26 protein-coding genes are annotated in these 26,575 nt (G+C 71.4%); 18 read left to right on the top strand and 8 right to left on the bottom strand.

Annotation, left to right across the window (positions count from 1 at the left end; genetic code table 11):
• Positions 1–16 precede the first annotated feature (16 nt).
• From Adu01nite_RS31695 to Adu01nite_RS31665, 8 genes are all read left to right on the top strand, one after another.
• Positions 17–643 carry a GntR family transcriptional regulator gene (locus Adu01nite_RS31695; protein WP_203732318.1) on the top strand — a complete coding sequence of 209 codons (627 nt, stop codon included), beginning with the start codon at positions 17–19 and terminating at the stop codon, positions 641–643.
• A gap of 70 nt (positions 644–713) precedes the next feature.
• On the top strand, positions 714–2,093 hold the full coding sequence (locus Adu01nite_RS31690) for a M36 family metallopeptidase (protein WP_239132836.1): 1,380 nt from the start codon (positions 714–716) through the stop codon (positions 2,091–2,093).
• Between the two features lie 408 nt (positions 2,094–2,501).
• The gene (locus Adu01nite_RS48590; protein ID WP_275414717.1) at positions 2,502–2,630 is read left to right on the top strand and encodes a hypothetical protein; all 129 of its coding nucleotides are present in this window, start codon (positions 2,502–2,504) and stop codon (positions 2,628–2,630) included.
• Positions 2,631–2,692: 62 nt separating this feature from the next.
• Positions 2,693–3,706: a hypothetical protein gene (locus Adu01nite_RS31685; RefSeq protein ID WP_203732316.1), complete on the top strand. Its 1,014-nt coding sequence runs from the start codon at positions 2,693–2,695 to the stop codon at positions 3,704–3,706.
• Positions 3,707–3,788: 82 nt separating this feature from the next.
• Positions 3,789–4,661, top strand: a complete 873-nt coding sequence (locus tag Adu01nite_RS31680) for a pentapeptide repeat-containing protein (RefSeq protein WP_239132835.1) — start codon at positions 3,789–3,791, stop codon at positions 4,659–4,661.
• A gap of 146 nt (positions 4,662–4,807) precedes the next feature.
• Positions 4,808–5,407, top strand: coding sequence for a DUF5753 domain-containing protein (locus Adu01nite_RS31675; protein ID WP_275414716.1), 600 nt, complete (start codon positions 4,808–4,810; stop codon positions 5,405–5,407).
• 8 nt (positions 5,408–5,415) lie between these two features.
• Positions 5,416–5,634, top strand: a complete 219-nt coding sequence (locus tag Adu01nite_RS31670; protein WP_203732312.1) for a DUF397 domain-containing protein — start codon at positions 5,416–5,418, stop codon at positions 5,632–5,634.
• Positions 5,635–5,753: 119 nt separating this feature from the next.
• On the top strand, positions 5,754–6,278 hold the full coding sequence (locus Adu01nite_RS31665) for a hypothetical protein (protein ID WP_203732311.1): 525 nt from the start codon (positions 5,754–5,756) through the stop codon (positions 6,276–6,278).
• A gap of 62 nt (positions 6,279–6,340) precedes the next feature.
• On the opposite strand, the gene Adu01nite_RS31660 is transcribed toward Adu01nite_RS31665, so the two are convergent.
• Positions 6,341–7,942 carry a cellulase family glycosylhydrolase gene (locus Adu01nite_RS31660; RefSeq protein ID WP_203732309.1) on the bottom strand — a complete coding sequence of 534 codons (1,602 nt, stop codon included), beginning with the start codon at positions 7,940–7,942 and terminating at the stop codon, positions 6,341–6,343.
• Between the two features lie 33 nt (positions 7,943–7,975).
• Entirely contained in the window at positions 7,976–10,093 is a 2,118-nt protein-coding gene (locus Adu01nite_RS31655) for a glycoside hydrolase family 3 N-terminal domain-containing protein (protein ID WP_203732307.1), read from the bottom strand.
• Between the two features lie 85 nt (positions 10,094–10,178).
• Here Adu01nite_RS31655 and Adu01nite_RS31650 point away from each other — a divergent pair, with 85 nt between their 5' ends.
• Both Adu01nite_RS31650 and Adu01nite_RS31645 read left to right on the top strand, forming a co-directional pair.
• The gene (locus tag Adu01nite_RS31650) at positions 10,179–11,084 is read left to right on the top strand and encodes an MFS transporter (protein WP_239132834.1); all 906 of its coding nucleotides are present in this window, start codon (positions 10,179–10,181) and stop codon (positions 11,082–11,084) included.
• 93 nt (positions 11,085–11,177) lie between these two features.
• Complete coding sequence (locus Adu01nite_RS31645) at positions 11,178–12,191, top strand: LacI family DNA-binding transcriptional regulator (protein WP_203732303.1); 1,014 nt, start codon at positions 11,178–11,180, stop codon at positions 12,189–12,191.
• Here Adu01nite_RS31645 and Adu01nite_RS31640 read toward each other — a convergent pair.
• Positions 12,188–13,672, bottom strand: a complete 1,485-nt coding sequence (locus Adu01nite_RS31640; protein WP_203732302.1) for a serine/threonine-protein kinase — start codon at positions 13,670–13,672, stop codon at positions 12,188–12,190. The genes Adu01nite_RS31645 and Adu01nite_RS31640 overlap by 4 nt on opposite strands.
• Positions 13,673–13,756: 84 nt before the next feature.
• Positions 13,757–14,476, bottom strand: a complete 720-nt coding sequence (locus Adu01nite_RS31635; protein WP_203732300.1) for a laminin G domain-containing protein — start codon at positions 14,474–14,476, stop codon at positions 13,757–13,759.
• 190 nt (positions 14,477–14,666) lie between these two features.
• Here Adu01nite_RS31635 and Adu01nite_RS31630 point away from each other — a divergent pair, with 190 nt between their 5' ends.
• Both Adu01nite_RS31630 and Adu01nite_RS31625 read left to right on the top strand, forming a co-directional pair.
• Positions 14,667–14,996: an STAS domain-containing protein gene (locus Adu01nite_RS31630; protein ID WP_307836664.1), complete on the top strand. Its 330-nt coding sequence runs from the start codon at positions 14,667–14,669 to the stop codon at positions 14,994–14,996.
• On the top strand, positions 14,993–15,397 hold the full coding sequence (locus tag Adu01nite_RS31625; RefSeq protein WP_203732296.1) for an ATP-binding protein: 405 nt from the start codon (positions 14,993–14,995) through the stop codon (positions 15,395–15,397). The genes Adu01nite_RS31630 and Adu01nite_RS31625 overlap by 4 nt, the downstream gene beginning before the upstream one ends.
• On the opposite strand, the gene Adu01nite_RS31620 is transcribed toward Adu01nite_RS31625, so the two are convergent.
• Positions 15,375–16,901 (bottom strand): PP2C family protein-serine/threonine phosphatase, encoded by a 1,527-nt coding sequence (locus Adu01nite_RS31620; protein ID WP_239132833.1) that lies wholly within the window; start codon positions 16,899–16,901, stop codon positions 15,375–15,377. The two genes, Adu01nite_RS31625 and Adu01nite_RS31620, sit on opposite strands and share 23 nt — an antisense overlap.
• Before the next feature lie 320 nt (positions 16,902–17,221).
• On the opposite strand from Adu01nite_RS31620, the gene Adu01nite_RS31615 reads away from it, so the two are divergent.
• Positions 17,222–17,893 (top strand): hypothetical protein, encoded by a 672-nt coding sequence (locus Adu01nite_RS31615; RefSeq protein WP_239132832.1) that lies wholly within the window; start codon positions 17,222–17,224, stop codon positions 17,891–17,893.
• Between the two features lie 43 nt (positions 17,894–17,936).
• Here Adu01nite_RS31615 and Adu01nite_RS31610 read toward each other — a convergent pair whose 3' ends face one another.
• Together Adu01nite_RS31610 and Adu01nite_RS31605 are read right to left on the bottom strand one after the other, a co-directional pair.
• A complete protein-coding gene (locus Adu01nite_RS31610) occupies positions 17,937–18,590 on the bottom strand; it encodes an aspartate/glutamate racemase family protein (RefSeq protein WP_203732291.1) in 654 nt (217 codons plus the stop codon).
• A complete protein-coding gene (locus Adu01nite_RS31605) occupies positions 18,587–20,491 on the bottom strand; it encodes a hybrid sensor histidine kinase/response regulator (RefSeq protein ID WP_307836663.1) in 1,905 nt (634 codons plus the stop codon). Before Adu01nite_RS31605 ends, Adu01nite_RS31610 begins: the two co-directional genes overlap by 4 nt.
• A gap of 84 nt (positions 20,492–20,575) precedes the next feature.
• Here Adu01nite_RS31605 and Adu01nite_RS31600 point away from each other — a divergent pair, with 84 nt between their 5' ends.
• The 4 genes from Adu01nite_RS31600 (at position 20,576) to Adu01nite_RS31585 (ending at position 23,777) form a co-directional block, all read left to right on the top strand.
• Positions 20,576–21,373: an SAM-dependent methyltransferase gene (locus Adu01nite_RS31600; RefSeq protein WP_203732287.1), complete on the top strand. Its 798-nt coding sequence runs from the start codon at positions 20,576–20,578 to the stop codon at positions 21,371–21,373.
• Positions 21,374–21,419: 46 nt separating this feature from the next.
• Positions 21,420–21,836, top strand: a complete 417-nt coding sequence (locus tag Adu01nite_RS31595) for a response regulator (RefSeq protein ID WP_203732285.1) — start codon at positions 21,420–21,422, stop codon at positions 21,834–21,836.
• Positions 21,837–21,887: 51 nt separating this feature from the next.
• Entirely contained in the window at positions 21,888–22,505 is a 618-nt protein-coding gene (locus Adu01nite_RS31590; protein WP_203732400.1) for a pyridoxamine 5'-phosphate oxidase family protein, read from the top strand.
• A gap of 75 nt (positions 22,506–22,580) precedes the next feature.
• On the top strand, positions 22,581–23,777 hold the full coding sequence (locus Adu01nite_RS31585) for a response regulator (RefSeq protein ID WP_203732283.1): 1,197 nt from the start codon (positions 22,581–22,583) through the stop codon (positions 23,775–23,777).
• Here Adu01nite_RS31585 and Adu01nite_RS31580 read toward each other — a convergent pair.
• On the bottom strand, positions 23,770–24,150 hold the full coding sequence (locus Adu01nite_RS31580) for an Hpt domain-containing protein (protein ID WP_203732281.1): 381 nt from the start codon (positions 24,148–24,150) through the stop codon (positions 23,770–23,772). The two genes, Adu01nite_RS31585 and Adu01nite_RS31580, sit on opposite strands and share 8 nt — an antisense overlap.
• 83 nt (positions 24,151–24,233) lie before the next feature.
• Between Adu01nite_RS31580 and Adu01nite_RS31575 the strand changes: the two genes are divergently transcribed.
• Positions 24,234–26,534, top strand: coding sequence for a putative bifunctional diguanylate cyclase/phosphodiesterase (locus Adu01nite_RS31575; protein ID WP_239132830.1), 2,301 nt, complete (start codon positions 24,234–24,236; stop codon positions 26,532–26,534).
• The last annotated feature ends 41 nt before the right edge of the window (positions 26,535–26,575 follow it).

Here is a 26,575-nt window from a genome sequence, read left to right as displayed (position 1 = left end):
AGGTTACTGTCGGGTCGTGCCACTGCCGAAGCTCGGGCTGTTCGCCGCGGACGCCGCCTACCAGCAGCTCCGCGAGGCGATCCTGGACGGCGAGATCGGCCCCGGCCGGCGGCTCGTCGAGGAGGAGCTGGCCGCGTCGCTGCAGGTGAGCCGCACCCCGGTGCGGGAGGCGCTGCTGCGGCTCGCGCAGGAGGGCCTGGTCGCGCGCACCCGCGGCTGGCTGGTCCGCGACCACGAACCCGGCGAGGCGCTGCAGATCGTGCAGGCCCGTGCGGCGGTGGAGAGCTCCGCCGCCCGCCTGGCCGCACCGCGGATCACCGCCGACGAACTCGACCGGCTCACCGAGCTGGCCGACGCGATCGACCGGCCGGGCGCGACCCCGCGCGAACTCAACCGGCTCAACCGGCAGTTCCACGGCCTGATCACCGCCGCCTGCGGCAACCCGCTGCTGGTCCAGTTCGCCCAGCGCACCACCATCGGCCACGCCCCGGTGCTGAGCCCGGCCGAGTCGAGCGCGGTCAACGCCGAGCACCGGCAGATGGTCGACGCCCTGCGCCGGCGCGCCGGCGACGCCGCCGAAGCACTGGTCAAGGCCCACATCGGCCGCACCCTCCGGCTGCTCGGCCAGGCTTCCGTCCGGTGACGACGCATTTGCATATCTCGCATCGATGACTACCATCGCCTCCCTCTGAGGAATCACGTGGGGGGAAGCCTTGAAGAGAACAGTTCGCGTGCTCGCGCCGCTGCTCGCCATCGGTCTGATCGTGTCCGGAGGGACGGCGGCAAAGGCCGCGCCGACCGGCCTCGAGAAGATCCAGACGCGCCAGTCCTTGCTGGGCACGCACATCTGGTACCAGCAGACCTATCGGGGGATCCCGGTCTTCGGCGGCTATTACGCAACACACACCGACGCCGGCGTGCTGACCGTCGACGACGGACGCAGGACGATCACCGGCCTCACGGATGTGGTCGCCGGCCAGACCGCGCAGGGCACCCGGTCCAAGGTGGCCGGCCGGCTCGGTCGCCAGCCCGGCAACGCCCAGCTGGTCGTCGTGCCCGGCGCCCCGGCCAAGCTGGCCTGGATGACGATGACGCCGACCACCAAGGGCACCTACCGGACCCTGACCGACGCCGACTCCGGCGCCCTGCTCCAGGAGGAGAACACCGCCCAGCGGGCCGACGGCAAGGGCCGCGTCTTCGACCCCAACCCGGTGGTCCGCCTGCAGAACGAGGGGCTCACCGACGCCGACAACGCCGACGGCCCGCAGTTCACCCGCGCCTACCGCACGGTCCGACTGACCAAACTCGACAAAAACAAAGACACACTGCAGGGTGCGTACGCCAACAACGTCAGCGCCGGTCAGGTCACCGCCCGCAGCAGGGCCTATATGTTCAACCGCGCGCAGGACGGGTTCGAGCAGGTGATGGCCTACTACAGCATCACCGGCGCCCAGGAGTACATCCACCGGCTGGGGTTCCGCGACGTCAACAACGAGCCGCAGGACTTCAATACGGTCGGTTTCGAGGACGACAACTCGTTCTACGACCCCGAGGTGGACGGCATCACCTTCGGCACCGGCGGCGTCGACGACGCCGAGGACAACGAGGTGATCTGGCACGAGTACGGCCACGCCATCCAGGACGACCAGGTGCCCGGCTTCGGCGAGTCCGAGGAGGCCGGCTCGATCGGCGAGGGCTTCGGCGACTATTGGGCGGTAACGATGTCCCAGGCAACAAGCCCCGACACCGCGGTGACTCCATGGGCATGCGTGATGGACTGGGATTCAACGTCCTACACCGACGACACCCCGCACTGCCTGCGCCGCACCGACACGCCAAAGGTCTACCCGGCCGACCTGGAGGGCGAGGTCCACGCCGACGGCGAGATCTGGTCCCACGCCCTGTGGGACATCAACCGCGCCTTGGGCCGCACGACGGCAAACCGGGTGATCCTGGAGTCCCAGTTCTACTTCAACCCCACGATCACCATGCCCGAGGCGGCAAAGCGCACGGTAGCCACCGCCCGAGCCCTCTACGGCCCACACGCCGCCGCCAAGACCCGAGCCGCCTTCCACCAGCGCGGCATCCTCTAAGCCGGCTCGATGCGGGCTCGGCGGACGATCGCCGAGCCCGCACCCACACGGCCCGGTCGGTCGATGTGTTCATGGCGGTCCCCGGCTTAACCTCCGGGTGTCGCCATGGAGAGCAACGTGGATCGATCAGATCGCGCGGGCCGAGCGAGACCGATGCGCAGAATCGGTCTCGTGACGCTGCTCCGCGTCTGGTCGGTGGCAAGTCTTCACGGCACCGCTGGATTTACCCCGGCCGGAGTCCCCGCCGGCTCTCCGACCGGCCTCCTCTGCCATTTGCCCGCGCACCGAAACTGGCGGGTCCATCCGGCATCCCGGGATGGACCCCACCGCGGACTTTGCACCGTGACCGGCGCGCCCTTCAGCTACGTTGCTTGCCCCAAGGTTGGCTGCCAACATTTCCTGGCCAGCGTGGACTCTGTGAACTGGTGGTGCCGGGCCGGGCACTCGGCGTACGGCCGGCTCTGCCCGCACCGCGGCTGCGGCATCGGCCGGAACGTCGGCGGGGCTTGGCAGTGCGCGCAGGGACACCGCTACTAGGACCCGCGATAGCATCGACCGCGGTCAACTTCAGAGAACGCCGCGGGCTGAGCGGAGGCCGCTTGAGCACGGACATCATCGGGGCAGCCGCCGGAGCGGGCCGCGTCGGGCGCTACTTCTCGGTCGTCAGCGCCCTGCCCTCGACGGTGTTCCTCGCCTACGTCTACGTGCTGATCCGCACCGGCGCGTGGAATGGCCCGCTGAACTGGTCCGCGGTTGTCGACTTCGACCCTGCGCAGCTGTTGGTCGTCGGCCTCGCGGCGCTCGTGCTTTCACTGGCGCTCAACCCGTTGCAGGTCCAGCTTCTCCGTCTCTTCGAGGGGTATTGGGGTAGCGGCACCCTCGCGCAGCAACTGGCGACGATGCGGACGCTGCACCATCGACGATTGCGGGCCGACCATCGTATGGCGGCCTTCCGCGCGCGACAGCGGCTCGGCGGGAGCAGGCTGGAAGGCGCCGCTGCACCCCCGTGGATGGTCCGGGCGGCGGTGCGTGATGCCACCCATCGGCTGGCCGAGGGCCGCTACCCCGACCGGGACTCGGAGATCCTGCCGACCAGTCTGGGCAACGTTCTGCGGTCGTACGAGTCCCGCGTGGGTCGCCCCTACGGCATCGAGGCGATTCGCACCATTCCCCGGCTGGCGATGGTCGCGGGAGAGCGCGAGACGGCCTACATGGAGAACCAGCGGACGCAGCTCGAGCTGGCCGTGCGTACCTCGTTGCTGAGCCTGCTGGGGGCCGTCGTCACGGTGCTCTTCTTCTGGCGGCACGGATGGTGGTTGCTTCTCGCTCTGGTGCCTTACACCGTCGCCTACCTGACCTACCGTGGGGCGGTGGCGCTCGCCGAGGAGTATGGAATGAGCATGGCGGTGATGGTTGACGTCAGCCGCTTCCGGCTCTACGACACGCTTCGGCTGCCGTCTCCGCGGGGCCACGATGCGGAGGTCGCGCAGAACGCCGCACTGATGGACGTCTTCGGCTTCGGCGACATGGATCTCGGGGTGTACGCGGAGACTCGGACCGACATCGAGCCGGGGACTTCACCGCCGGCCGAGCCCGACCCGGATACCGCATGAGGCGCCCCGCGATATTGGCAATCTTCGAAGGCACCTGAAACCATTCGTGGCATGCGCCGCTGAGCCTTGGAGGACCGCCATCATGGCGACGCCCGGAGGACCATCACCGCAGGACCCGCCAGCTGAACTCGCGCCGGTCGAGTCCGGGCGCGCATATGACCTGACGCTGCCGCCGGCCCAGACGCCGCAGCCGGAACCGGAGCCGGAACCGGAGCCGGAGCCGGAACCGGAACCGGAACCGGCCGTGACCAGCCGGCGGCGGGACCGGTGGCTCTGGCTCTGGCCGATCGTCGCCGTTTTCGCGATGGCCTGGGCCGGTGCGGTCTTCGGGCCGTTCGGTGCGTTGCTTACCGGGGTGGCCACCATCGGGGCGCTCGTCTTTCTTCTCGGCGGTGCGTTCTTCAACGACCAGGTCAGGCTCGGTGTCGCCCTTGTGGTGGGGCTTGTGGTGCTGCTGACGGTCTACGGGCACGCCCAGGGATGGCCGGCGCTCACCAGCCATCCGGCCGAGTCGGCCGCCGATGTGACGGCGCCGACCGGCGCGCCACGGGCCAAACCGGCGCGGGCGCAGGACGTCCGGGCGGGCGCGCAGATCGCCGGGGCAAACCTTGATGCGCTGAATCTGCCGTATGCGGACCTGACGGGCCTCGGCGCCGAGGGCGCGTCGCTGCGCGGCGCGACGCTCGACGGCACGGATCTGGCGAACGCGACGCTGCGCGGCGCCGACCTGCAGCTTGCCACGCTGCGGCGGGCCGACCTGCGCGGCGCGGATCTGCGGGGTGCGGATCTGCGCGGCGCCGACCTGCGCGACACGTGTCTCCAGGGGGCCGACCTGTCGGGCGCGCTGCTCGCCGGCGCCGACGCGCTGGGCGCCGCGACCGCCGGGGTGATCGGCGCACCGCCCGCGGGCGTCCGGAACTGGCCGCGAACGCCGCAGCCCGCAGCCTGCGGTTGACGACCCGGCCCCCAACCTGCTGACGATCACCATTACCGAGGCAGCCAAGCGAATGGGTAGCCACCACCCTTGTCCTTTACGGTCCGCGGCCAAGACCCCCGCGCCGCGTTCCGCGCCCGGCATCGTCTGACCCCGGCGTCCATCAAGTGGCGAGCAGGTTGCACGGTCGGGGCCGGCCGTCGCAACCTGCTCGCCATAGGTGGGGGCGTGCCACCAGCGGGGCTGCAAGCTTCGAGCCGCTCGTGGTGCACGGCCTCCTGCAGACCGAGGATTACGCTCACGCGCTCGCGGAGACCCTCAACCCGAGCCTGTCCGACGCCGAGGTCGATCGCCAGGTACGGATCCGGATGGAACGTCAGGAACGCGTTTTTGCTGAGGACCCGCCCGAGGTGTGGGTCGTGCTCGACGAGGCCGTGCTCCGCCGTCAGATCGGCGGGCGTGCGGTGATGGCGAAGCAGCTCGACCACCTCCTGCGACTGCCCAAGCGAGTGCTGGTGCAGGTCGTGCCGTTCGCGGGCGGCGGCTATCCCGGCACGTTGGGCGCGCTGACGTTGTTCGAGTTCGCCGAGGAGGTGCACACCCCGGTCGGATATGTGGAGTCACAGGCCGGGAACCTTTACCTGGAACGGGAAGACGACCTGGCGAGGGCTAATCTTGCGATGAACCACATCGCCGCGGCGGCGCTCAGCAAGCAGGAGTCACGTGAGCTGATCGCCTCCGTTGCTCGCCAGCTTTCCGAGCAGTAGGAGCCCTCATGGACAAGTACGACGTCGACCTGGCCGGCGCGGAGTGGCGTACTTCCAGGAAGTCCCAGAACAACGGCGGCTGCGTCGAGTACGCGCAGGTCGGTGCGTTCGTCGCCATCCGCGACTCGCGGAACCCTGACCGCGAGCCGCTGATCTTTGACGCCAACGAGTGGGACTGCTTCCTGGATGGCGCAGCGAAGGGTGAGTTCCCGGCGCCCGCCGTCTGACAGCGGTTCTGCGTCGCCGAGTTCCTCCGGCAATACCGCTACCGGGCAGCACCGCGTCCGGCAACCGAACTGCACCCGGGCGGGGTCACGATCAGAACTCCCCGATCAAGGAGTTGCCCGTGCGTGTTCGCCGAATCGTTGCTGCTGCGGCCCTGGCCACCGCTGTTGTCGTGCCCTCCGCGGCCACCGTCGCGTTCGCCTCGTCCGGGTCCGGTGGTGGTGGGGTCAGTGCCGCGCATCGGCCCGGCGGGGCGTCGTCCAGCTCGGGTAACTCGAGCAAGAAGAGCAAGTTCTCGGCCACCGGGACGGTCACGGCGGTCAGTGCCTCCGACGGGACCGTGACGATCAAGGTCAAGGGTGGCAACAAGGACCTCCGCGGGACCACGGTGACCATCTCGGTCGCGTCGAACGCTCGGGTCCGGGTCAACGGGAAGAGTGGGACCGTGGCGGACCTGGCCGTCGGCTACGGGATCACGGTGGCCGGCACCAAGAGCGGCAGCTCTTATCTCGCCGCTCGGGTCGAAGCCCGTGGGAAGAAGGTCAAGCGCAGTCCGTCACCGAGCCCGTCGGTCAGTCCTTCGGTGAGCCCGTCGCCGAGCGCGTCGGCGTCGGACGACTCGGGGCACGACAGCGACGACGACTGAGGTCTCCGAGGTGGGGTGAGCGGTGCGGACCAGCCCGGTTGGTCCGCACCGCTCGGTCAACATCAGGCGCAGGTCGCGCCGTTGAGCTTCACCGCGGACGGTGTGCTTGCCGTGCCGTTCGCCGTGAAGCCGATCGTCACCGACGCGCCCGCGGCCAGCGACGCCGCGTAGGTCGGGGCGGCCGCGGTCACCGACGTTCCGCTCTGGGTCACCGTGGCGTTCCAGCCGCTGCCCAGGGTCACCCCGGACGGCCAGGTCCACGTCACCGACCAGGGGTTCGCGGCGGCGGTGCCGGTGTTCTTCACCGTCACCGAGCCCTGGAAGCCGCCCTGCCACGCGTTGTCCTGCTGGTAGACGACGGTGCAGGCACCGGTCGTCGTGGGCGTGCTCGGCGACGTGGACACCGACGCGGAAACGGTCGGCGACGTGGTCGACGTGGAGCCGCCGACCGGGGCGATCAGGTACGGCTGCAGGATCGACTGCTTGGCCTGGTTGATCGTGGTCCAGTCGTCGTTGGCGATGCCGCCGGTGTCACCCGAGTTCGGGTTCCACGACCAGTAGGTGAAGCTCATGCCGTTGACGCCGGTGCCGGTGTAGGCCATCAGGTTCTGCAGCCACACCTTGTCGATGTCGCTGGCCAGCGTGGTGCCGAACTCGCCCATCATGATCGGCGCGATGTTCTGCTTGTACAGGTAACCCCAGTAGTGGTCCCAGATCGCCGGCATGTTCGCGGGGTACGTCGGGTCGTCGAACCAGGCCTGGTGGTAGACCGACGTGGCGTACTCGTGCGGGGAGTAGACCACCCGGTTCGCCACGCTCAGCCGGACCGGGAACTCGCCCGCCTTGGACAGGTTGCCGCCCCACCAGCCGCAGTCCTCGTCGTTGCTGGTGTCGTTGTCCCAGACGTTCGACAGGCCGCCGCTCGGGCAGGACACCCCCTCCACGAAGATCAGCCAGTTCGGCTGGACCGAGAGGATCGCGTTGCCGGCCCGCTCGGCGGCCAGCCGCCAGTCGCGGGTCTCCACGCCGCAACCCCAGCAGGCGCCGGTCGCGGCCGGGTTGGTGCCCTCGGCGTGCGGCTCGTTGTGCAGGTCGGCGCCGATCACCGTGGTGTTGCCGGCGTAGCGCCGGGCCAGGGACTGCCAGTCGGCGATCCAGGTGCTCTCCGGGACGGCCGAGGTGTACCAGAGGGCGGTCTGGCCGGCCGCGGTGGGCCGGTGCCGGTCGAGGATCACCCGCATGCCCTTGCCACCGACGTACTCGATGACCTTGTCGAGAATTTGGAGTGGCGAGAGCCCGACGAGATCCGGGTTCACGTAGTCGTTGATGCCGGTGGCGGTGGCGCCGGTCTTCAGCGCGTCGTCGGAGAACGGGATGCGCAGGGTGTTGTAGCCGAGCGAGGCCATCGTGTCGAGCTGGCTGCGCCACGGGTTGCTGGCCCAGAGACCGTGGAACGTCTTGTTGTCGGTCTCCATCCCGAACCAGTTGATGCCGGTCAGCCGGACCGTCGCACCGGTACTGTCGATGATCTTGTTACCGCTGGTGTGCAGGTAGCCGGTGCCGGTTCCGCCGGTGGCGGCGGTGGCCGGCATGGCCACTGCGGTGATGAGACCGGCGATGAGGGCACCGGCTGCCGCGGCCGCGAGAGCGACGCGTCGGATCATGGGGACTCCATCTGGGGAAAGGGAACGGGGAGTTCACGTCACGGCGCACGGGGTGCCGTCACGTGCCTTGCATCCGCGGGCGTCCGGGACGGTGACCACCAGCGGAGATGAGGGGGCCGAGCGGTTGCCGGCCTTGTCGCGCGCCACGACGGTGAGCTCGTGCACGCCGGGGGAGAGCTTCGGGACCGCGAACGCGGCGGCGGTGGTGGTGCCGATCAGGCCGCCGTCGCGCAGCACGTCGTAGCCGTCGAGACCGCTGCCGCCGGTGTCGGTCGACCCCATCCAGCTCAACCGCAGAGCGGTCGCGGACGGAGTGCCGGGGGCGCTGGGCGGGGCGGTGTCGGCTTCGCGGTCGTCAAAGCTCAGCCCATAGCCGTACGCGTAAAGCCCTGGTCCGTCGTTGATCGGTTCCTGGGCCGAGGTCGCCGGCCAGGTCACCGGGAGCCGGCCGGTCGGTGCGTAGTCGCCGAAGAGCACGTCGGCGACCCCGGCGCCCTCGCTGCCGGGCAGCCAGGCGGCGACGAACGCATCCCAGCCGGCGACCAGCGAACCGACGTCCATCGGCCGGCCGGACACCAGCACCACGATCACCGGCACCCCGGCCGCGCGCAGCTTGGCCAGCACGGCCGTGTCCTGGTCGTCGAGGCCGAGACCGCCGGGGCGATCCCCCTCGTACTCGGCGTAGGGGGTTTCGCCGATCACCGCGATCGCCGCCCGGTAGGTGCCGTCGATCCCGTCGCCCGCCCGGTCGTAGGTGACCGTCGTGCCCGAGCCGGCGACGTCGCGGATGCCCTGCAGGATCGTGGTGCCGCCCGGGTAGGTGGCGCCGCTCGACCCCTGCCACGTGGTCGTCCAGCCGCCGGCCTGGTTGCCGAGGTCGTCGGCGCTCTTGCCGGCCACGAAGACCTTCCCGCCGTTCTTGGCCAGCGGCAGCACCCCGGAGTTGCGCAGCAGCACCTGCGACTCGCGGACCGCCTGCCGGGCCAGCTCCCGGTGCGCGGCACTGCCGACGGTGGGCGTGAACGAGCGATCGGCGTACGGCTTCTCGAAGAGACCGATCTTGAATTTCTGGGTGAGGATGCGGCGGTTCGCGTCGTCGATCCGGGACATCGGGATCTCGCCCGCCTCGACCGCGGCGCGCAGATAGCCGATGAAGGTCGGCCAGTTCTCCGGGACCATCAGCATGTCCAGGCCGGCGTTGACCGCGGTGACCACCTCGGCCCGGGTGAAGCCGCGTTCGCCGTCGATCTGGTCGATGCCGGCCCAGTCGGAGACGGTGAACCCGGTGAAGCCGAGCTCGTTCTTGAGCAGGTCGGTGATCAGGAATTTGTCGGCGTGCGCCTTGACCCCGTTCCAGCTGCTGAACGAGATCATCACCGAGCCGACGCCCCGGTCGACCGCGGCCTGGAACGGCGGCAGGTGGATGCGGCGCAGGTCGGCCTCGCTGAGCTCGGTGTCGCCCTGGTCGTCGCCGCCGGTGGTGCCGCCGTCGCCGAGGTAGTGCTTGGCGGTGGCCAGGACCGGCGCCGGACCGTCCTGCAGGCCGGTGATCACCGTGGTCATCGAGGTGGCGATGGCCGGGTCCTCGCCGAACGACTCGTAGGTGCGGCCCCACCGGTCGTCGCGGGCCACGCACAGGCAGGGCGCGAACGTCCAGTCCGGACCGGCGCCGGTGACCTCCTCCGCGGTGGCCTCGCCGATCCGCCGGACCAGGTCGGGGTCGCGGGTGGCGCCGAGGCCGATGTTGTGCGGGAAGAGCGTCGAGCCGGGGACATTGTTGTTGCCGTGCACCGCGTCGACCCCGTAGATCATCGGGATCTTCAGCGGGGTGGCGAGCGCGCCGCGCTGGTAGGCGTCGTACATGTCGGCCCACCCGGCCGGGGTGTCGTCGTCCGGCGCCGAGCCACCGCCGGAGAGCACCGAGCCGAGCCGGTATTGCGCGACCTGCGCCGGGGTGACCGCGGCCCGCTCGGCCTGGGTCATCTGGCCGATCTTGTCGTCGAGGGTCATGCGGGCGAGCAGCTCGTCGACGCTCCGGGCGACCGCCGCGGCTGGTCGGACCTCGCCGTCGTCGGCGCGCAGCACCACGACCGCGGTGACGACCAGTAGTGCGGCCAGCACCCCCGCGGTGTGTTGCTTTCCGGCTCGCATAACAAAAACTCCACTCGCGGTAATCAATGTGAAAGCATCGTGTCATGGGAGCGCTCCCAGGACAATGTTTGCTAGCGTCCCCCGGGTGAAGGCGCTCGTCGATCTCCGGCCGTTGCGGGAGAACCGCACATTCCGCCGGCTGTGGATCGGCAGCACTGCCTCCGGGTTCGGTGGCCAGTTCGGCGGTTTCGCGGCCGTCTACTACCTCTGGGACACCACCCACCGGGCCGTCGTCGTCGGCCTCCTCGGCCTGGCCGTCGCCGCCCCGCTCATCCTGCTCTCGCTGGCCGGCAGCGCGTTCATCGACCACGTCGACCGGCGCCGGCTCGCCATGCGCTGCGCCGGCGGGCAGATCCTCATCAGCTCGGCGATGACCGCGGTGGTGTTCACTGGCGTCGGCGGGGTGCCGGCCGTCCTCGTGGCGACCCTGCTCGCCATGCCGATCGCGCTGTTCCCGGTGCTCAACGCCGAGCTGTTCGGCGACCGCCCGGAGGTCCTCGGGCTGTTCACCACCGCGCTCGCCGTCGGTGGGGTGACCGCCTCGGTGCTGTCCGGGCTCGCCACCCGGCGGCCGCACCCCGGGCGACTGATGCTCGCCTGCGGCGCGGTGTGGGCGCTCGCGCTGGGCGGGCTCGGACTCGTCCACCCCGGGCCCGGGATGATCGGCGTCGTCCTGCTGCTCATCGCCGTCGCCGGTGCCGCCGACACCTGGGCCGTGGTGGCCCGCGGCACCGTCGTGCAGAGCACCACGCCGGACGCGTACCGGGGCCGGGTCTCCGCCCTGGAAGCGATGGTCGGCGAGGCCGGCCCGCAACTCGGAAATCTCCGCGCCGGCCTGGTGGCCACGGCCACCTCGGGCGGCGCGGCACTGGCCATCGGCGGCGCAAGTGCGCTCGCCGCCACCGCACTGATCGCCGTGAGCACGCCCGCACTGCGGCGCTTCACCGTGCCCGACGAGGGTGCCCTGACCGGGAGTGACCTACATGGCTAATAGGCTTTGCCCGCATCGATCATGTCCTGGGCTGCATATGCCAGGTACTTTGTGTCGGGCGCGACCAGGATTCGCGCGGAGGAGGTGCCACCGATGACGACGGACCGGAGCAGGGCTTCCGGACGCCCGACCCTGGAAGAGGTGGCGGTGCGGGCCGGCGTCGGCCGCGGCACGGTGTCCCGCGTCGTGAACGGGTCGGCCCAGGTCAGCCCGCGTGCCAAGGCGGCCGTCGAGGACGCCATCGAAGAGCTGGGATACGTGCCCAACCGGGCCGCCCGCACCCTGGTCACCCAGCGCACCGACTCGGTCGCCCTGGTGATCTTCGAGTCGGGGGAGCGGTTCTTCGCCGAGCCGTTCTTCGGCCGGATCGTGCAGTCCATCTCGTCCGTGCTGGTCGCCCGGAACCTGCAGATGGTGCTGATGATCGCCCAGGCACCGGAGGAGCGCCGCCGGCTGGAGGGCTATCTGACCCGTCAGCACGTCGACGGTGCACTGCTGCTGTCGCTGCACGGCGACGACCCGCTGCCGTCGCTGCTCGAGGACCGCGGGGTGGCCACCGTGCGGGTCGGCCGCCCGATGTATGCCGAGCCCGGCACGTTCGTCGACGCCGACAACCGGGCCGGTGCTCGCGAGGCCGTCTCCTACCTTCGCAGCCAGGGCCGCCGCTGCATCGCGGCGATCACCGGCCCGCTGGACATGGCCGCCGGAATAGCGCGTCTGGACGGTTACCGCGACGTGGTCGGCGACGGGCCGGTCGCGTTCGGCGACTTCAGCCAGGAGAGCGGCGAGGCCGCCATGCTGCGCCTGCTGGAGCAATACCCGGAGGTCGACGCGGTGTTCGCGGCGTCCGACACGATGGCGGCCGGCGCGCTGCGGGTGCTGCGGCACTACGGCCGCCGGGTCCCGGAGGACGTGGCGCTGATCGGCTTCGACGACTCGGTCGTCGCCCGGCACACCGAGCCGTCGCTGACCAGCGTCGACCAGCCGATCGCCGAGATGGGCCGGGAGATGGTCCGGCTGCTCCTGGCGAAGCTGGACGGCGACGACGACCCCGGCGACAGCGAGATCGTGCTGCCGACCCGCCTGGTGATCCGCGGGTCGGCCTAAGAGGTAAGCCGATCCACATCGGCCAGCCGGGCGCGCAGAATGCTCGCCCGGCCGGCCGGGATGCTTCCCTCGCCGACCCGGTCGTCGATCTTCAGGCGGACCTGTTCCAGCTGATCCTGGCCGTTCTTGGCGCCGGCCCGCTCCAGGTTGCGGATCAGGTTGCGCAGGTCGAGACCCACATCGGCGCGGATGTCACCGGCCGACACTCCGGCGTCGATCGCCGAGCGCAGCCGGGTCAGCGCGTCGGCGAAGGTCAACTTGGGTGTCGGCGACGTGGTCGTGGGGGCCGGCGACGGCGGGGTCGTGATGGGCGGCGCGACCTTCGCCTCGGGCGAGGAGTAGTAGAACGTCGCCGGGTGGGTCGGGTTCACCGGCGGGTTGGCGTCGGTCCGGCCCTTGGGCCGGTTGACCAGGGTGTAGGCGCCGATCGCGGCCAGCAGCAGGGCGAGCACGCCGAGGACCAGGCCGATCCGCCGCTTGGCCGGCTCCACCTGTTCCCTTTCGGACAACGGCAGGGTGGCGGGGGCGGCACGGCCGGCCGCGTAGGCGGGGCGCGGCCCGTCCCAGATCTGGGCCACCCGGGGGTGCAGGGCCGACTTGGGTGCGGGCGCCGCGCCGACCGGGACGGGCTCGCGAACGGGCTCCGGGACGGGCGCCGGCTCGTCGTCGGGCTGGTCGGCCAGCCACAGGGCGGTCAGCGTGAAGCGGATCTCGTCGGCGCCCGGGCGGTCGACCGGCGCCTCGTCCAGGCAGTGGTCGACCACCGCACGGAAGTCGGCCGGCAGCGTGGTGGGCAGCGTCGTCGGGCCCTTCTCCCGGGCCGCCTCCAGCTCCTCCCAGGTCTCCACCGGGTACGGCGGGTCGCCGGTGACCATCTCGAACAGCAGCACGCCCAGCCCGTAGACATCCGTGGCCGGCTCGGCCGGCATGCCGTCCAGGCGCTCCGGGGCCACATAGGCCGGAGTCCCGAAGGTGGCCCCGGTGTCGTCGTCGTCCTGCTCACCGGCGGTCGCGCTGATCCCGAAGTCGAGGATCTTCACCCCGGTCGGGGTGAGCATGACGTTGCCCGGCTTGATGTCGCGGTGCACCACGCCGCTGGCGTGCGCGGCGTCGAGTGCGTCGGCCACCGCCGCACCCACCCGGGCCGCCTCCTGCCAGGTGAACGTCTCCCGTTCCAGGCGGGCCGCGACCGTCTCGCCGGCGAGCAGCTCCATCACCACGAACGTCGCGACCGTGCCGTCGGCCCGGACCGCCTCACGGTAGTCGTGCACCGCCGCGATGTTCGGGTGGGACAGCTTCGCCGCCATCCGGGCCTCGCGCCACGCCACCTGTGGACCGGTCGGCAGCTTCACCGCGACCGGGCGGCCGAGCAGCTCGTCGTCGGCGTGCCAGATCTGCGCCATGCCGCCGGTCTCGAGGAGAGCGACAAGGCGGTAGCGCGTCGCCAGCAGGGTCCCCGCGCTTGGCCAGTCATCGCTCATTGTCGAACATTCGCTCGGTCCGTCCCCGAGTGTCAACCTTGCGGGGAAAGCCTGTCTCTGAACTATCGCAGCGTGGTGCGGGCGCTACCAGTCGTGTCCGGCGGCATCGATCTGCACCCAGTCCAGATCGCCGGCGAAGTAGTCGCATCCCACCTCGACCTGATCGCAGTTGGTCTTGCCGCCGATGGACAGCGGCCAGTTGTTGGCGATCGTACCGGTCGGGCCGGCTTTGCTCGCGGCGACGACCCCATCGATGGCCACCGCGACGCCGGTGCTGTACCGGGTGCAGGTGATCGTGTGCCAGCGACTGTCGTTGACCGGCCGCGGCGCGGTCACCAGCACCTGGCCGGCCGAGCCGCGGAACCAGCACTGCACCTTGCCGCCCGGGATCTGAATCTTGAAGCTGCCGCCGGCGACGGTGGCCTGTCCCTTCTGGATGACGTTGCCGAACTGGTAGGGCGTGCGCAGTCGCAGCGAGACCGAGAAGTCGCGGTCGCCCGGGTTGAGCGCCGCGTAGCCGGGCACCACCACCAGATGCTGGGGGTGCGTGGGCGGGGTGTCCGGGTCCAGCCGGCCGAAGCCGTAGCCGTAGCCGTCGCCCGAATCGCGGGCGGTGACCACCTCGCCGCCGATGCTGCCGTTCAGGCCGTAGCCGCTGCTGTCGTACATGACCTGGGCGCCGGACGGCTCGTTCATCGCCCAGTGCGCCACGGTGAATCCGCCGTCGGCTCGCGCGGGCACCCCGGCGGTGACGGCCACGATCGACGCGGCAAGCGTGACGATCCACAGACGTCGGTTTCTCATGGCTCGTCCCCCGTCACTATTGATCAGACATACAGATACTAAGCACGTGTATGCCTACAAAGTGCCCGAATCAGGTCAGGTAGCCGTCGCTCGGGGGTTGGAACCCGTTGGAACCGGACGCGCCGGGTGACATGATGGCTCGGTTCGGTCAGGGGGGAAGGGGGAACGGCAGTCGATGGCGGATTTTTCGGTGACCACCTCCGACGGACCCGGGCATGTCCGGGTGATCCTGACCGGCGACTGCGACCTGGCCGTCCGCGACCAGATCAGCGCGGCCCTGCTGGCCGCCGTGGGCCGCAGCGACACCGTCGTCGTCGACCTCGCCGCCGTGGAGTTCCTCGACTCCAGCGGCCTGCACGGCCTCGTCGCCGCGCACCGGGCCGCCGTCGACCGGGGCGGCCGGCTCTACGTGGAAAATCCGGCCGGCGCGGTTGCCGCCGTGCTCGACCTGACCGGAGTGGCCGGCCTGCTGAGCCGCAACGGGCCGAGCCCCGACCAGACGGGCGGCGAACACCAGTGACCACACCCGCCGATCCGCCGGCCGCGGCGACCCGCCCGGCCGGGAAGGCCTACCTCGAGCCGGGCGACCTGGCCGCCGTGCGTGACTTCGTCCGCACCCAGGCGACCGCCCTCGGCCTGCCGAGGCTGCGCGCCGACCTGCTCACCGTCGCGGTCAGCGAGCTGGCCACCAACACCCTGCAGCACACCGGCGGCGGCGGCCGGGTGCTCATCTGGGCCGAGCCGGGCCGGGTCTGCTGCGAGGTCATCGACCAGGGTCGCCCGCCCGGGTTCGGCCGGGCCATGCCCGCCGCCGACCAGCCGCGCGGCCGTGGCCTGGCGATCGTCGAGCGCATCTGCGACGACGTGGACGCCGTCACCAGCGCCGACGACACCGTGATCAGCCTGACGATGCTGCTGTGACCACCCGCACCGCCACCGTGCACGTGTCGTCGTCCGGGCTCGGCCGGTTGAGCCGGGCTGCCACCGCCGGCAGGGCCTGCTCCCCGGGGTCGGCCGACGCCTCGGCCAGGGCGCTCATCACCTCGGCGAGCCGGGTCGGCGTCTCCGGCCGGCGCCGCTCGACCAGCCCGTCGGTGTAGAGGAGCAGCAGATCGCCGGGGGCCAGGCACGGCGTCAGCACCTGATAGCGGGAGTCGTCGTCGGCGCCCAGCAGCAGCCCGGCCGGCTGCTCCAGCGGCATGGTGACGCCCGAGCGAGCCAGCAGCGGGGCCGCATGGCCGGCCCGGGCCCAGGTCAGCGCCCGGGTCGCCGGGTCGAAGACGGCGACCACCGCGGTGCCGGTCACCCGCAGCCGGGTGCACAGGCTGTTGAGGTGCCGCAGCAGCGTCGCCGGGTCGTCGATGCCGATCGCCAGCCAGGCGATCAGCGCGAACCGCAGGTGGGCCATGCTGTTCGCGGCCGCGATGCCGTGCCCGGCCACGTCGCCGACCGCCAGGAACGCCCGGCCGTCGTCCAGCTCCTGCGCGTGGTACCAGTCGCCGCCCACCCGGATCGCGTGCTCGGCCGGCAGATAACCGACCATCACCTGCAGGCCGGGCAGCGGGAACGGCGCCGACGGCACCGGCTGGATCATGTGCTGCAGCCGGGCGGCCAGCCGATGCTCGGCCAGCGCGGTCAGCTCCCGGCTGCGCAACTGGTCGCTGAGCCGCTCGATGGCCGTCCGGGACAGCTCGCGCGCCGTCACGTCCTGCACCACCGCGTGCACCTTCAGCGGGGTGCCGGTCGCGTCTCTCACGACGTCGGACAGGACGCGCAGGTGCTTGGTCGACGTGCCGATCCGGAACCGCACGGTCACCTCGGAGACGCCGCCCGCCTCCATCTGCTGCCAGGCCGCCTCGCCCAGCCCGATGTCCTCGGCCACGATCGCCGCCGCCTGCTCGGCCCGGCTGATCGGGCCCAGCTCCGGCTCCCGCTCGAAGATCCGGTAGACCCCGGGCGACCATCGGCTCTCCCCGGTGACCAGGTCGTATTCGGCCCAGCCCAGGTTGCCCAGCTGCTCGGTGCGGTCGGTCCGGCGGCGGTCCTCGTCGAGGCGCTGCCACCAGACGAGCAGGCCACCGAGCACCGGATGCACGGTGACGTCGAACTCCGAGCGCGGCACCACGCCCGCCTGCTTCTCCTCATAGCGGAAACCGGGCATCTCGGCGGGTATGCCGGTGCGCTGCACCTCGAGGTAGAGGTGCCAGAGCGGGCCGCCGACGATGCCCGGGTAGAGCACGCTGAGCCGGGCGTCGACCCGGCCGGTGCCGCGGCGGTAGATGTCGTGGCCGCTGCCGCTGGCCGCGGCCACCTCGAAGTCGACGACCGTGCCGTCGGCCCCGGTCACCGGGCGCAGCCAGGAACAGCCCGCCGGGATCACGGACAGCACCTCACGGACGGCGGAGGTCACGGCGTCGTCTGCCACCATCTCAGGGTAGTGGCGGACGGCCCTGGCGCCGCCCCGCCGGTCCGGCTACGACGGACGGGTGATGTCTCGCTGCCGGTTCGGACCCCGTGTCCTGGCTTTTTGGTAAAAGCGTTTGTCACGATCCGATCAGTCTCGCGAAACGCCTGCTCAAGTTGGTAGCATCCCCGCCGAATAAAGCCAGTGCCCGTGCGAGTGGCCCAGTCGAAATCGGCTCGTACGTACGGAGGTCTTCGTTGTCCGACAACCGCATGAAGGATCGAGTAAAAGTGCTTCTTAATGGGACGTCCGCGGAAGGTCAGACCTCGGAGCAGGCGGTTGTGGCGCCCCCGCAGGCCCACCCCAACCAGGCGCTGCAGGTGCTCACCCTGGCCCAGCGCACCGCCGAGGAGCACGTCGCGCGTGCTCACCACCAGGCCGACAAGATCCGGACCGACGCACTGGCCGCGGCCGAGCAGATCGCCCGGGACGCTCAGGCGCATGGGCACAACGTGCGCCGGGAGGCCGAGAAGATCCTCACCGACGCGCGTGCCGCCGCCGAGCAGATCGCCCGCGACTCGCACGCCCGCACCGAGGAGGCGCGCCGCAGCGCCGAGAAGATCGTCGCCGACGCGCGCGCCGCGGCCGGCACGATCGGCGAGGACGCCCAGGCCAACGCCGATCACCTCAACCTGCAGGCCCGCCAGCGCTACGACGATGTGGTCGGCAGCCTCGGCACCAAGCGGGAAGCGTTGCAGCAGCAGATCGAGGCGCTCGAGCACTTCGACCGCGAGTACCGGCAGCGTCTGACCACCTTCATGCAGGGCCAGCTGCGCGCCCTCTGGGTCGACCAGCCCCAGGTCAACGCCGAGCTTCCGGAGCAGGCCGAGGCGCCGGTGTCGGCCGCGCCCCGGCACGGAGCCGAGGACGCCGAGGAGTCGGTTCCGGCTCAGCGGCAGTCGGCCGAGGACGAGGTCGGCGAGGAGAACGAGGAGGAGCTCAGCGAGCGCTGAGCCAATTCTTCGCGGGCCGGTCCAGGAATGGGCCGGCCCTTTCTCATGCCGGCGTGGCCTCGGCGACGGCCCGGGCGACCGCGGTGCGCGGGCTGGTCAGCACCGGGATCGCCAGGTCGGTGAGCAGCTCGGCGGCCGGGGTGAGGCTGGCTTGCGCCAGCACGATCACATCAACCCCGGGGGCGATCTCGCGCGCCCGGTCCGCGACCTTTTCGGCGTACGCCCGCAGGTCGCCCTGAAGGAAGAGTGACCACGCACCCGGGCAGGGCGTCTCGATCAGGGTGACCCGCCGCCCGGCCCGCTCGGCCGCTGTCCGCAGCAGGGCGCAGGTCGGCGCCAGCGTCGAGTCGACCGTGGCCAGCACCGCGATCCGCTCGCCCGCCGCGACCGCCGCTTCGGCCATCGGCCGATCCACCCGCAGCACCGGGACGCCCAGGTCGGACGTGCGGCTCTCGGCGTACTCGGCCAGCGACGAACACGTGCAGACGATCAGGTCGGCGCCCCGGTCGGCCAGCTCGTGCAGCCGGGCGTCGACCCGGCCGGCCAGCTCGGCGGTGATCCCGTCCCGCTGCGCGTCGGCGAGCAGGGCGGGATCGACGACGTGCAGATCCGCCCAGCCGGGGGCGAGCTCGGCCCGCAGCTCATGGAAGACCGGCACGTGAACGTCGGCGGTGTGCAGGAACCCGATCGTGGTCACGGATCCATTGTCAGGCACTGCTGCACGGCGGTGAGAAGCTGGTTCTTCGAGAACGGCTTCTCGACCAGGGTGACCTCGGGGTCGAGCGTGCCCTGCGAGGCCAGCGCCGGGCGGGCATAACCGGACATGAACAGGACGCTCGCGCCCGGGCACAGCTGCCGGAAGCGCTCGGCCAGGTCCTTGCCGAGCATGTGCGGCATCACCACGTCGGTGAGCAGCACGTCGATCCGGCCGGGATGCGCGGAGGCCAGGGTGAGCGCGGCCGGGCCGTCCGCGGCGATCAGCACCTCGTGGCCGGCCCCGGCCAGGATGCGGTGCAGCACGTCGCGCAGGGCCGGCTCGTCCTCGACCGCCAGGACGGTGCCGCGGCGGTAGTCGGGGGGCAGCGGCTCGGCCGGCTCCTCGACCTCGGCCGGCTCCGCGTCGGTGGTCGGCATCAGGATGGTGAACGTGGTGCCGGTGCCGGGCACCGAGTAGATGCTCAGGTCGCCGCCGGCCGCGGTGATGATGCCGTAGACGGTGGCCAGGCCGAGCCCGGTGCCCTTGCCGGCCGGTTTGGTGGTGTAGAACGGCTCGAACGCCCGCTCGATCACCTCGGGCGGCATGCCGGTGCCGGTGTCGCTGACCCGCATCCGCACGTAGTGGCCGGTGCGCAGGGCCGGGCGGCCGGCCGCGTACTCCCGGTCGACGGTGAGGTCGCAGGTCTCGATGGTCAGGGTCCCGCCGCGCGGCATCGCGTCCCGGGCGTTCACCGCCAGGTTGACCAGCACCTGGTCGAGCTGGCCGGGGTCGGCGGTGATCGACGGGAGCCCCGGGGCGAGGCGTACGTCGAGGGTGATGTGCTCGCCGATCGAGCGCCGCAGCATCTGCTCGATGTCGGCGACCACGTCGTTGAGGTTCAGCGGCCGCGGCCGGACCACCTCCCGCCGGGCGAACGCGAGCAGCTGGTGGGTGAGGTCGGCGCCGCGCTGGGCGGCCTTGGTGATCTGGGCGGCGTCCCCGGCGAGCTCGTCGAGGCCGTGCTCGGCGGCGGCCTCGGCGATGAACACGGCGTAGTTGCTGATCACCGCGATGAGGTTGTTGAAGTCGTGGGCCACCCCGCCGGCCAGCTGGCCGAGGCCCTCGAGGCGCTGGGCCCGCTGCAGCTGCGCCTCGAGCTGGGCGCGTTCGGCCTCGGCCTGCAGTTGCCGCAGCCGCTCGTGGGCGCGGACCCGCTCGGTGATGTCCCGGATCACCGCACAGCGCAGCGGCCCGTCGTCGGTCGGCAGCACGCTCACCGACACCTCGATCGGCACCGTGCTGCCGTCGACGCGGTGGGCCCGGGCATCCCCGCCGTGCGCCTCGTCGTGCGCCGGCGCCAGCTCGCGGGGCAGCGGCGGCATCAGCAGCTTGTCGATCTCCTTGCCGATCAGGCCGTGCCGGGTGATCCCGAACAGCGTCTCGGCCTGGGTGTTGGCCAGCACGATCCGGCCGTCGTCGCCGACCCCGACGAACGCGTCCGGGGCCGCCTCGAGCAGCGCCTGGAAGCTGGATTCGTGGCGTTCGCGGGCGCTGACCGCCCGCGCGATCACGGTGTAGCCGATCAGATGGTCGCCGTCGCAGAGCGGCGACATGCTCAGGGTGACCTGCGACCAGTGCCCGTCGCGGTGCCGGCGGCGGCTGCGGAAGCGTTCCAGCCGGGCGCCCGCCTCCATCAGCAGGAGCATCTCGCGCTGGTCGGAGTGCTGGTCGGGCGGGACGAGCAGGTCGACGCTGCGCCCGACGATCTCGTCGGCCGGGTAGCCGAACAGCGCCTCGGCGGCCGGGTTCCAGCTCAGGACCGTGAAGTCGCGGCCGACCGCGAAGATCGCATCATGGGCGGTATGCACCATCGCCCGCAGCAGTATGTCCGGCCGCGGCACCGAAGAATCGTGCGTTTCCCCCATTACCGGACCTACATTATCGATTCGGCCCGGCTCCGGGATGCATTTTCCTACCCTCACAGGATGGGGGAGGCCTTGACGGAAGTGGACCCGCAGCGGCCCAGCGGGGCGCGGATCTATGACTACTACCTGGGTGGCACCCACCATTTCGCGGCCGACCGGCAGGCGGCCGAGGTCGCGCTGGCCGCCATGCCCGACCTGCCGGCCGTGCTGCGCATCGGCCGCGCCTTCCTGGGCCGGGCGGTCACCGCCGCCGCCACCGGCGGTCTCGACCAGTTCCTCGACCTCGGCGCCGGCATCCCGGCCCCGGGCGACGTGCCGTCGACGGCCCGGGCGGTCCGGCCCGGCGCCCGGATCGTCTCGGTCGACACCGACCCGGTCGCGGTCGTGCACACCCGCCGCGCGGCGGCCGGCGACCCGGACGCGGCGGTCCTGCTGGCCGACCTCACCGACCCCGACGCGGTGCTCGGCTCCGCGCCGGTGCGCGAGCTGCTCGACCTCGGGCGGCCGGTCGGCCTGCTGGCGGTGGCGGTCGCCCACTTCATCCCGGACACCGAACGGCTCGGCCGGGCCCTCGAGCGCTACCGGGAGGCGGTGGCGCCGGGCAGCTACCTGGTGCTCTCGCACGCCTGCGCCGACGGTAACCCGCCGCACGCCCAGCAGGTGCTGCGCCTCTACAACCACACCACCGCGCCGATGATGCTGCGTGAACGCGACGAGTTCCGGGCGTTCTTCGGGGATTGGACGCTGCTCGAACCGGGCATCGTGCAGGCCTTCGCCTGGCGTCCGGCGCCGGAGGACGGAGATCCGGGGGAGACCGCTCGCGGGTCCCTGATCGCCGGCGTGGCGGTGAAGTCATAACATCAAACCGGCACATGCCGCCGGTGTGGCGGCGCATGCTTGGCGCATGGCCGTAGTACTCGTCGCCGAGGACGATCAGGACATCGCGGTGATTCTGACCAGGCTGCTGACCCGGGCCGGGCACCTCGTGGTGCACCGGCCGGACGGTCTTGCGGCCTTCGAGCACGCCGTCGCCGCCCGGCCCGACGTGCTGCTGACCGACCTCGGCATGCCCCGGATGGACGGCCTCGAGCTGACCCGCGCGGTCCGCGCGCATCCCGACCTGGCCGACACCCCGATCGTCATGCTCAGCGGCCACCTCCACCCCGGCGACCAGCAACCGGTCGAGGCCGGCTGCTGCGCCGTGCTGCTCAAACCCTGCCCGAACGACAAGCTGCGCGAGGTGGTGCAGGAGCTCGCCGACCGCGGACCGCACGCGCACACCGGCGCGGCCTGCCCGGCCCACCACCCGGTCAGCGCCTGATCGTAGAGTCAGCGGGTGCTCTCCCCGACGCCCCGCACCCGGCACCGCCGGATGAAGGACAACGGCCGTGCCGACCGGGCCGATCTCACCGCGGTGCTGGCCGCCGGTCTGGTCGCCCACCTCGGCGTGCTGGTCGACGGCCACCCGATGGTGGTGCCCACCGTCTACGGGTTCGACGAGCAGCGGATCTTCCTGCACGGATCGGTCGCCAGCCGGAGTCTCACTGTTAAAAATGAGGTCTGCGTGACCGTCACCGTGCTGGACGGGCTGATCCTGGCCCGCTCGGTGTTCGAGCACGGCATCAACTACCGCAGCGCCATGATCTACGGCGTCCCGGTCCCGGTGACCGACCCCGATGACCTGCTCTACGGCCTGCGCCTGCTCACCGAGCACGTGGCCCCCGGGCAGTGGGACTACGCCCGGCCGCCCTCGACGAAGGAGCTGGCCGCCACCACGCTGCTGGCCGTCCCGCTCGACGAGGCCTCGGTGAAGATCAGCGACGGCCCGCCCGACGACGGCGACGGCCCGGACGCCGCACTCGGCCTCTGGGCCGGCCGGCTGCCGGTCGCCGCGACCTGGGGTACGCCGGTCGCCGACCCCCTCCTGCCGGCCGGGATCGAGCCGCCGCCGCACATCTCGAACCGAACCGGCCGTCCGATCACCGGATAACGCTCATCCCGCGGCGCCTGCCGTCCGAATATGCGGACGTAGGCCAGCGACGGCGGAAACGGTGGGAATCAGACGATGGTGAACGAGCAGGGGCAGCCGAGCGGGCGTCCGACCGTACTGCTGGTCGACGACGAGAACGACATCCTGGAAGCGCTCGCGCTCACGCTTCGCCGCGACCACCGGGTGATCGTGGCCGATAACGGTGACGACGCGCTGCGTCTGCTCGCCGAGACCGGACCGGTCGCCGCGGTGATCAGCGACCTGCGGATGCCGGGCATGGACGGCGTCGAACTGCTGCGCCGCGTCCAGCTCGAATACCCGGACACCACCCGGGTGCTGCACACCGCGCAGAGCGACCTGACCGCCGCGATCTCCGCGATCAACGACGGCGGCGTCTACCGCTACCTGTCCAAGCCGGTCAAGAGCGACGACCTGCGCGCCACCGTGCAGGACGCGGTCGCGCTGCACGGCCGCTCCACCGCCGAGCGGCACCTGCTCGAGACCACCCTCAAGTCCAGCATCCAGGCCGTCTTCGGCTGTCTGGAGCTGGCCAGCCCGATGGCGTTCGCCCGGGCCGGCCGGATCCGTACCCGGGTCGCCGAGCTGTGCCAGATGATGCAGCTGGAGGCGCTCTGGGAGATCGAGGTCGCCGCGATGGCCTCGCAGCTGGGCGCGGTCACCATCCCGCCGAGCGTGCTCGCCAAGCTGGACAAGGGCGAGCCCTGCAACGACGACGAGCAGCGCATGATCGACGCGATGCCGGGCGTCGCGATCCAGCTGCTCAAGGGCATCCCGATGATGGAGGACGTGCTCGAGATCGTCCGCGGCCTCGCACCGGGCTTCCAGCCGGACCCGGCCAAGGCGCAGTCGCCGCTCATCGAGGCGGCGATCGACGTCATCCGCACCGCCATGGACTTCGAGACCCTCGAGAGCCGCGGCATGGAGGTGGAGAGTGCCATCACGGTGCTCGAGTGCCGTGAGGACAGCGCGCTGTCCGTGCTCAGTGCGCTGCGTGCGGTCAACGGCCTGGACAAGGCCGAGAAGAAGCAGGTACGCGGCCTCAAGGTGGCCGAGCTCGAGGTGGGCATGCGGGTCGCCGAGGACATCGCCGCCACCAGCGGGCTCGTGCTCATCGGCCGCGGCATGGTCGTCACGTCGCTGCTGCTGGACCGCCTGGACAACTACGCCCGGATGATCGAGATCATCGAGCCGGTGCTGGCCATTCCCGGCGCCCTCAACCCGATCGAAGTGGCCGACCCCGACCTCAACTAGGTTCCAGATCCTTCGCGAACTCCTCGAGCAGGCCCAGCACCAGGGCCTGCTCGCAGGCTATCCGGCCCAGTGTCATGTCCGGGTCGAGCACGATCCCCTCCCGGGCCGAGTCCTCCACCTCGCGAAATATCCCGGCCAGCTGGTCGGCGCCGATGTTGGCGGCCGACCCCTTCAGGCTGTGCGCGTGATCGCGCACCGCCTTCGGATCGCCGCCGCGCAGCAGTTCGCCGAGCAGGTCCACGCCGGCCGGCGTCTTGCCGACGAACGACCGGATCAGCCGGGCCATCAGCGCCCGCTCCCCGTGGCCCGGCTGGGGCCCGCCGATGTCGGCGAGCCGCGCCCGGATCTCCGCTTCACGGGTGCTCACGTCCATCCGCCCATCCTCCGTCCGCGCCCGCCGGGCCGGGGCCAAAAGCGGCAGAGCGGCGTGACCTAAGTCCTACAGTGCCGCCCGGGGTGGCCGATCTCATTCGCATGACCGTCACCCGGCCTTCGCCCCGCCCGTACGTGCTGGCCACCGCGGGCATCGCCGGGTTGTCGATGCTCTGGTACCTGGTCTACCGGGTCTTCGGACTGGGACCGTCGGTACCGGCCTACTTCGCGGCGCCGCTCGCCTCGGCGACCGGCGCGGTGGCCGTGCTCGCGCTGCTGCGGTGGGTTCCGCTGGAACCGGCCGCCCGCACGTTCTGGCGGCTCATCCTGGTCCTCGAGACCACCGTCGCGATCGGCCGGGGCATCAATGCCGGCTACGCCGTCGTGGCCTACCCCGATCCGCCCCGCACACCGCCCGCCTTCGCGTTGTTCTCCGTGGTCGGGATGATCGCGGCGATCGTCGCGATCTGCCTGGTCCCGCTCGGCCGGATCTCCCGGGCCGACCGGCGCAAGCGGTTCCTCGACCGGTGCATCGCCTTCTACGGCTGCGCCACCCTGCTCTGGTTCGCCGCGCTCGGCCCGCTGCTGGACGCCGACGAGCCGTGGCCGCTGCGCGCGAAGCTGATGGTGGGGCTGGCGTTGCTGATGAGTGCGCTCGGGATCAGCCGGGTGGCGTACGTGCCGGGTGGTCCGGTGGACCGGGCCGCGGTGCGGCTGGTCGCCTGCAGCGGGCTCGCCACCGCGGCGTACGCGATGCTGGCCGCGCACGCCGGCCACCACGTCGGCGTCGTCGGCCAGTCGGTGCTGCTGCCGCTCGGCCCGGTGCTGATCGTGCTGGCGGTGGCCCGGCAGTGGCGCTACACCGGCGCCGTGCAGAAGCGCGAGGCGTGGCTGCCCTACCTGGCCGTGGTCGCGGTCGACGTGCCGCTGGTGCTGACCGTGTTCGGGCCGATGGGCTGGCCGGGCCGGATCGTGGTGCTGATGGCCGTCTTCGTCACCCTGCTCGCGTCGCTGCGGCAGCTGCTGGCCTACCGGGAGAACCAGCGCCTGATCGCCGCCCAGATCGCCGCCCAGGAGCAGCTGCGCTGGGACGCCACCCACGACGCGCTGACCGGGGTGGCCAACCGGAGCCTGTTCCGCGACCGGCTCGCCCTGGCCCTGGAGGCCGACCCGGCCACCGTGATCATGGTCGACCTGGACGACTTCAAGACGGTCAACGACTCGCTCGGCCACAACGTCGGCGACGACCTGCTGGTCGCGGTCGCGGCCGTGCTGACCGAGGCGGTCGGCCGGGACGGCATCGTGGCCCGGCTCGGCGGCGACGAGTTCGCGGTGCTGATCGACGACCCGGCGGTGGAGTCGGACGCGGTGCTCGGCCGGATCGGCGCCGTGCTCAGCAGCTCGCTCAGCGAGCACCGGCTGCTCATGCACGCCAGCGCCGGCGTCGCCACGGCACCGGCCGGCACCCCGCTGGACCACCTCCTGCGCGACGCCGACACCGCCCTCTACTCCGCCAAGCAGCGCGGCAAGGACAACTGGGTGCGGTTCGCCCCCGGCATGGAACGTCCGGTCGTGGCCGACGCCCAGCTCGGCGCCGACCTGCGCCGCGGCCTGGAAGCCGGCGAGTTCCGGGTGGTCTACCAGCCGCTGGTCGACCTGCACCTGAACCGGGTGATCGGGGTGGAGGCGCTGGTCCGCTGGCAGCACCCGACCCGCGGGGTGGTCTCGCCGGCCGACTTCATCCCGGCCGCCGAGCGCACCGGCCTGATCGTGCCGCTGGGCCGGTTCGTGCTGCGCGAGACCTGCCGGCAGGCCGCGCAGTGGCTGGCCGAGTTCGGCCCGGAGGTGCTGCAGAAGGCCGGCCCGAACGTGTCGGCGCGGCAGCTGCACGACCCGGACTTCGTCGACGACGTGCGCGCCGCCCTGGCCGACAGCGGCCTGCCCGGCGAGCTGCTCGTCCTGGAGTTGACCGAGTCGGCGGTGCTGCGCGGGCAGCAGGTGTCGCGGGCCCTGCACGAGCTGCACGACATGGGCGTCCGGCTGGCCCTGGACGACTTCGGCACCGGCGAGTCGTCGCTGAGCCTGCTGCGGGCGTTCCCGGCCTCGATCGTGAAACTGGACAAGTCGTTCGTCGACGGCATCGAATTGGACGACGACGGCACCCCGGAGGCGGCAGCCCGGCAGGCGGTGGCCCGGGCGGTCATCCAGATGGCCGGGGCCCTCGACCTGGACACGGTGGCCGAGGGCATCGAGAACGAGGAGCAGGCCGAACGGCTGCGCCGACTGGGTTACTCGCTGGGCCAGGGCTTCCACCTGGCCGAGCCGATGAGCCCGGCCGAGGTCGGGGCGATGCTGGCCGGCCAGCGCGTCGCCGACGCGGCGTAATGGTGAAAACCCCTACAGTAACGGCCGGGATCGCCGAACCA

This window comes from Paractinoplanes durhamensis, from assembly GCF_016862175.1.
Lineage (GTDB): Bacteria > Actinomycetota > Actinomycetes > Mycobacteriales > Micromonosporaceae > Actinoplanes > Actinoplanes durhamensis.
This window is presented reverse-complemented; position numbering and strand designations above follow the sequence as displayed.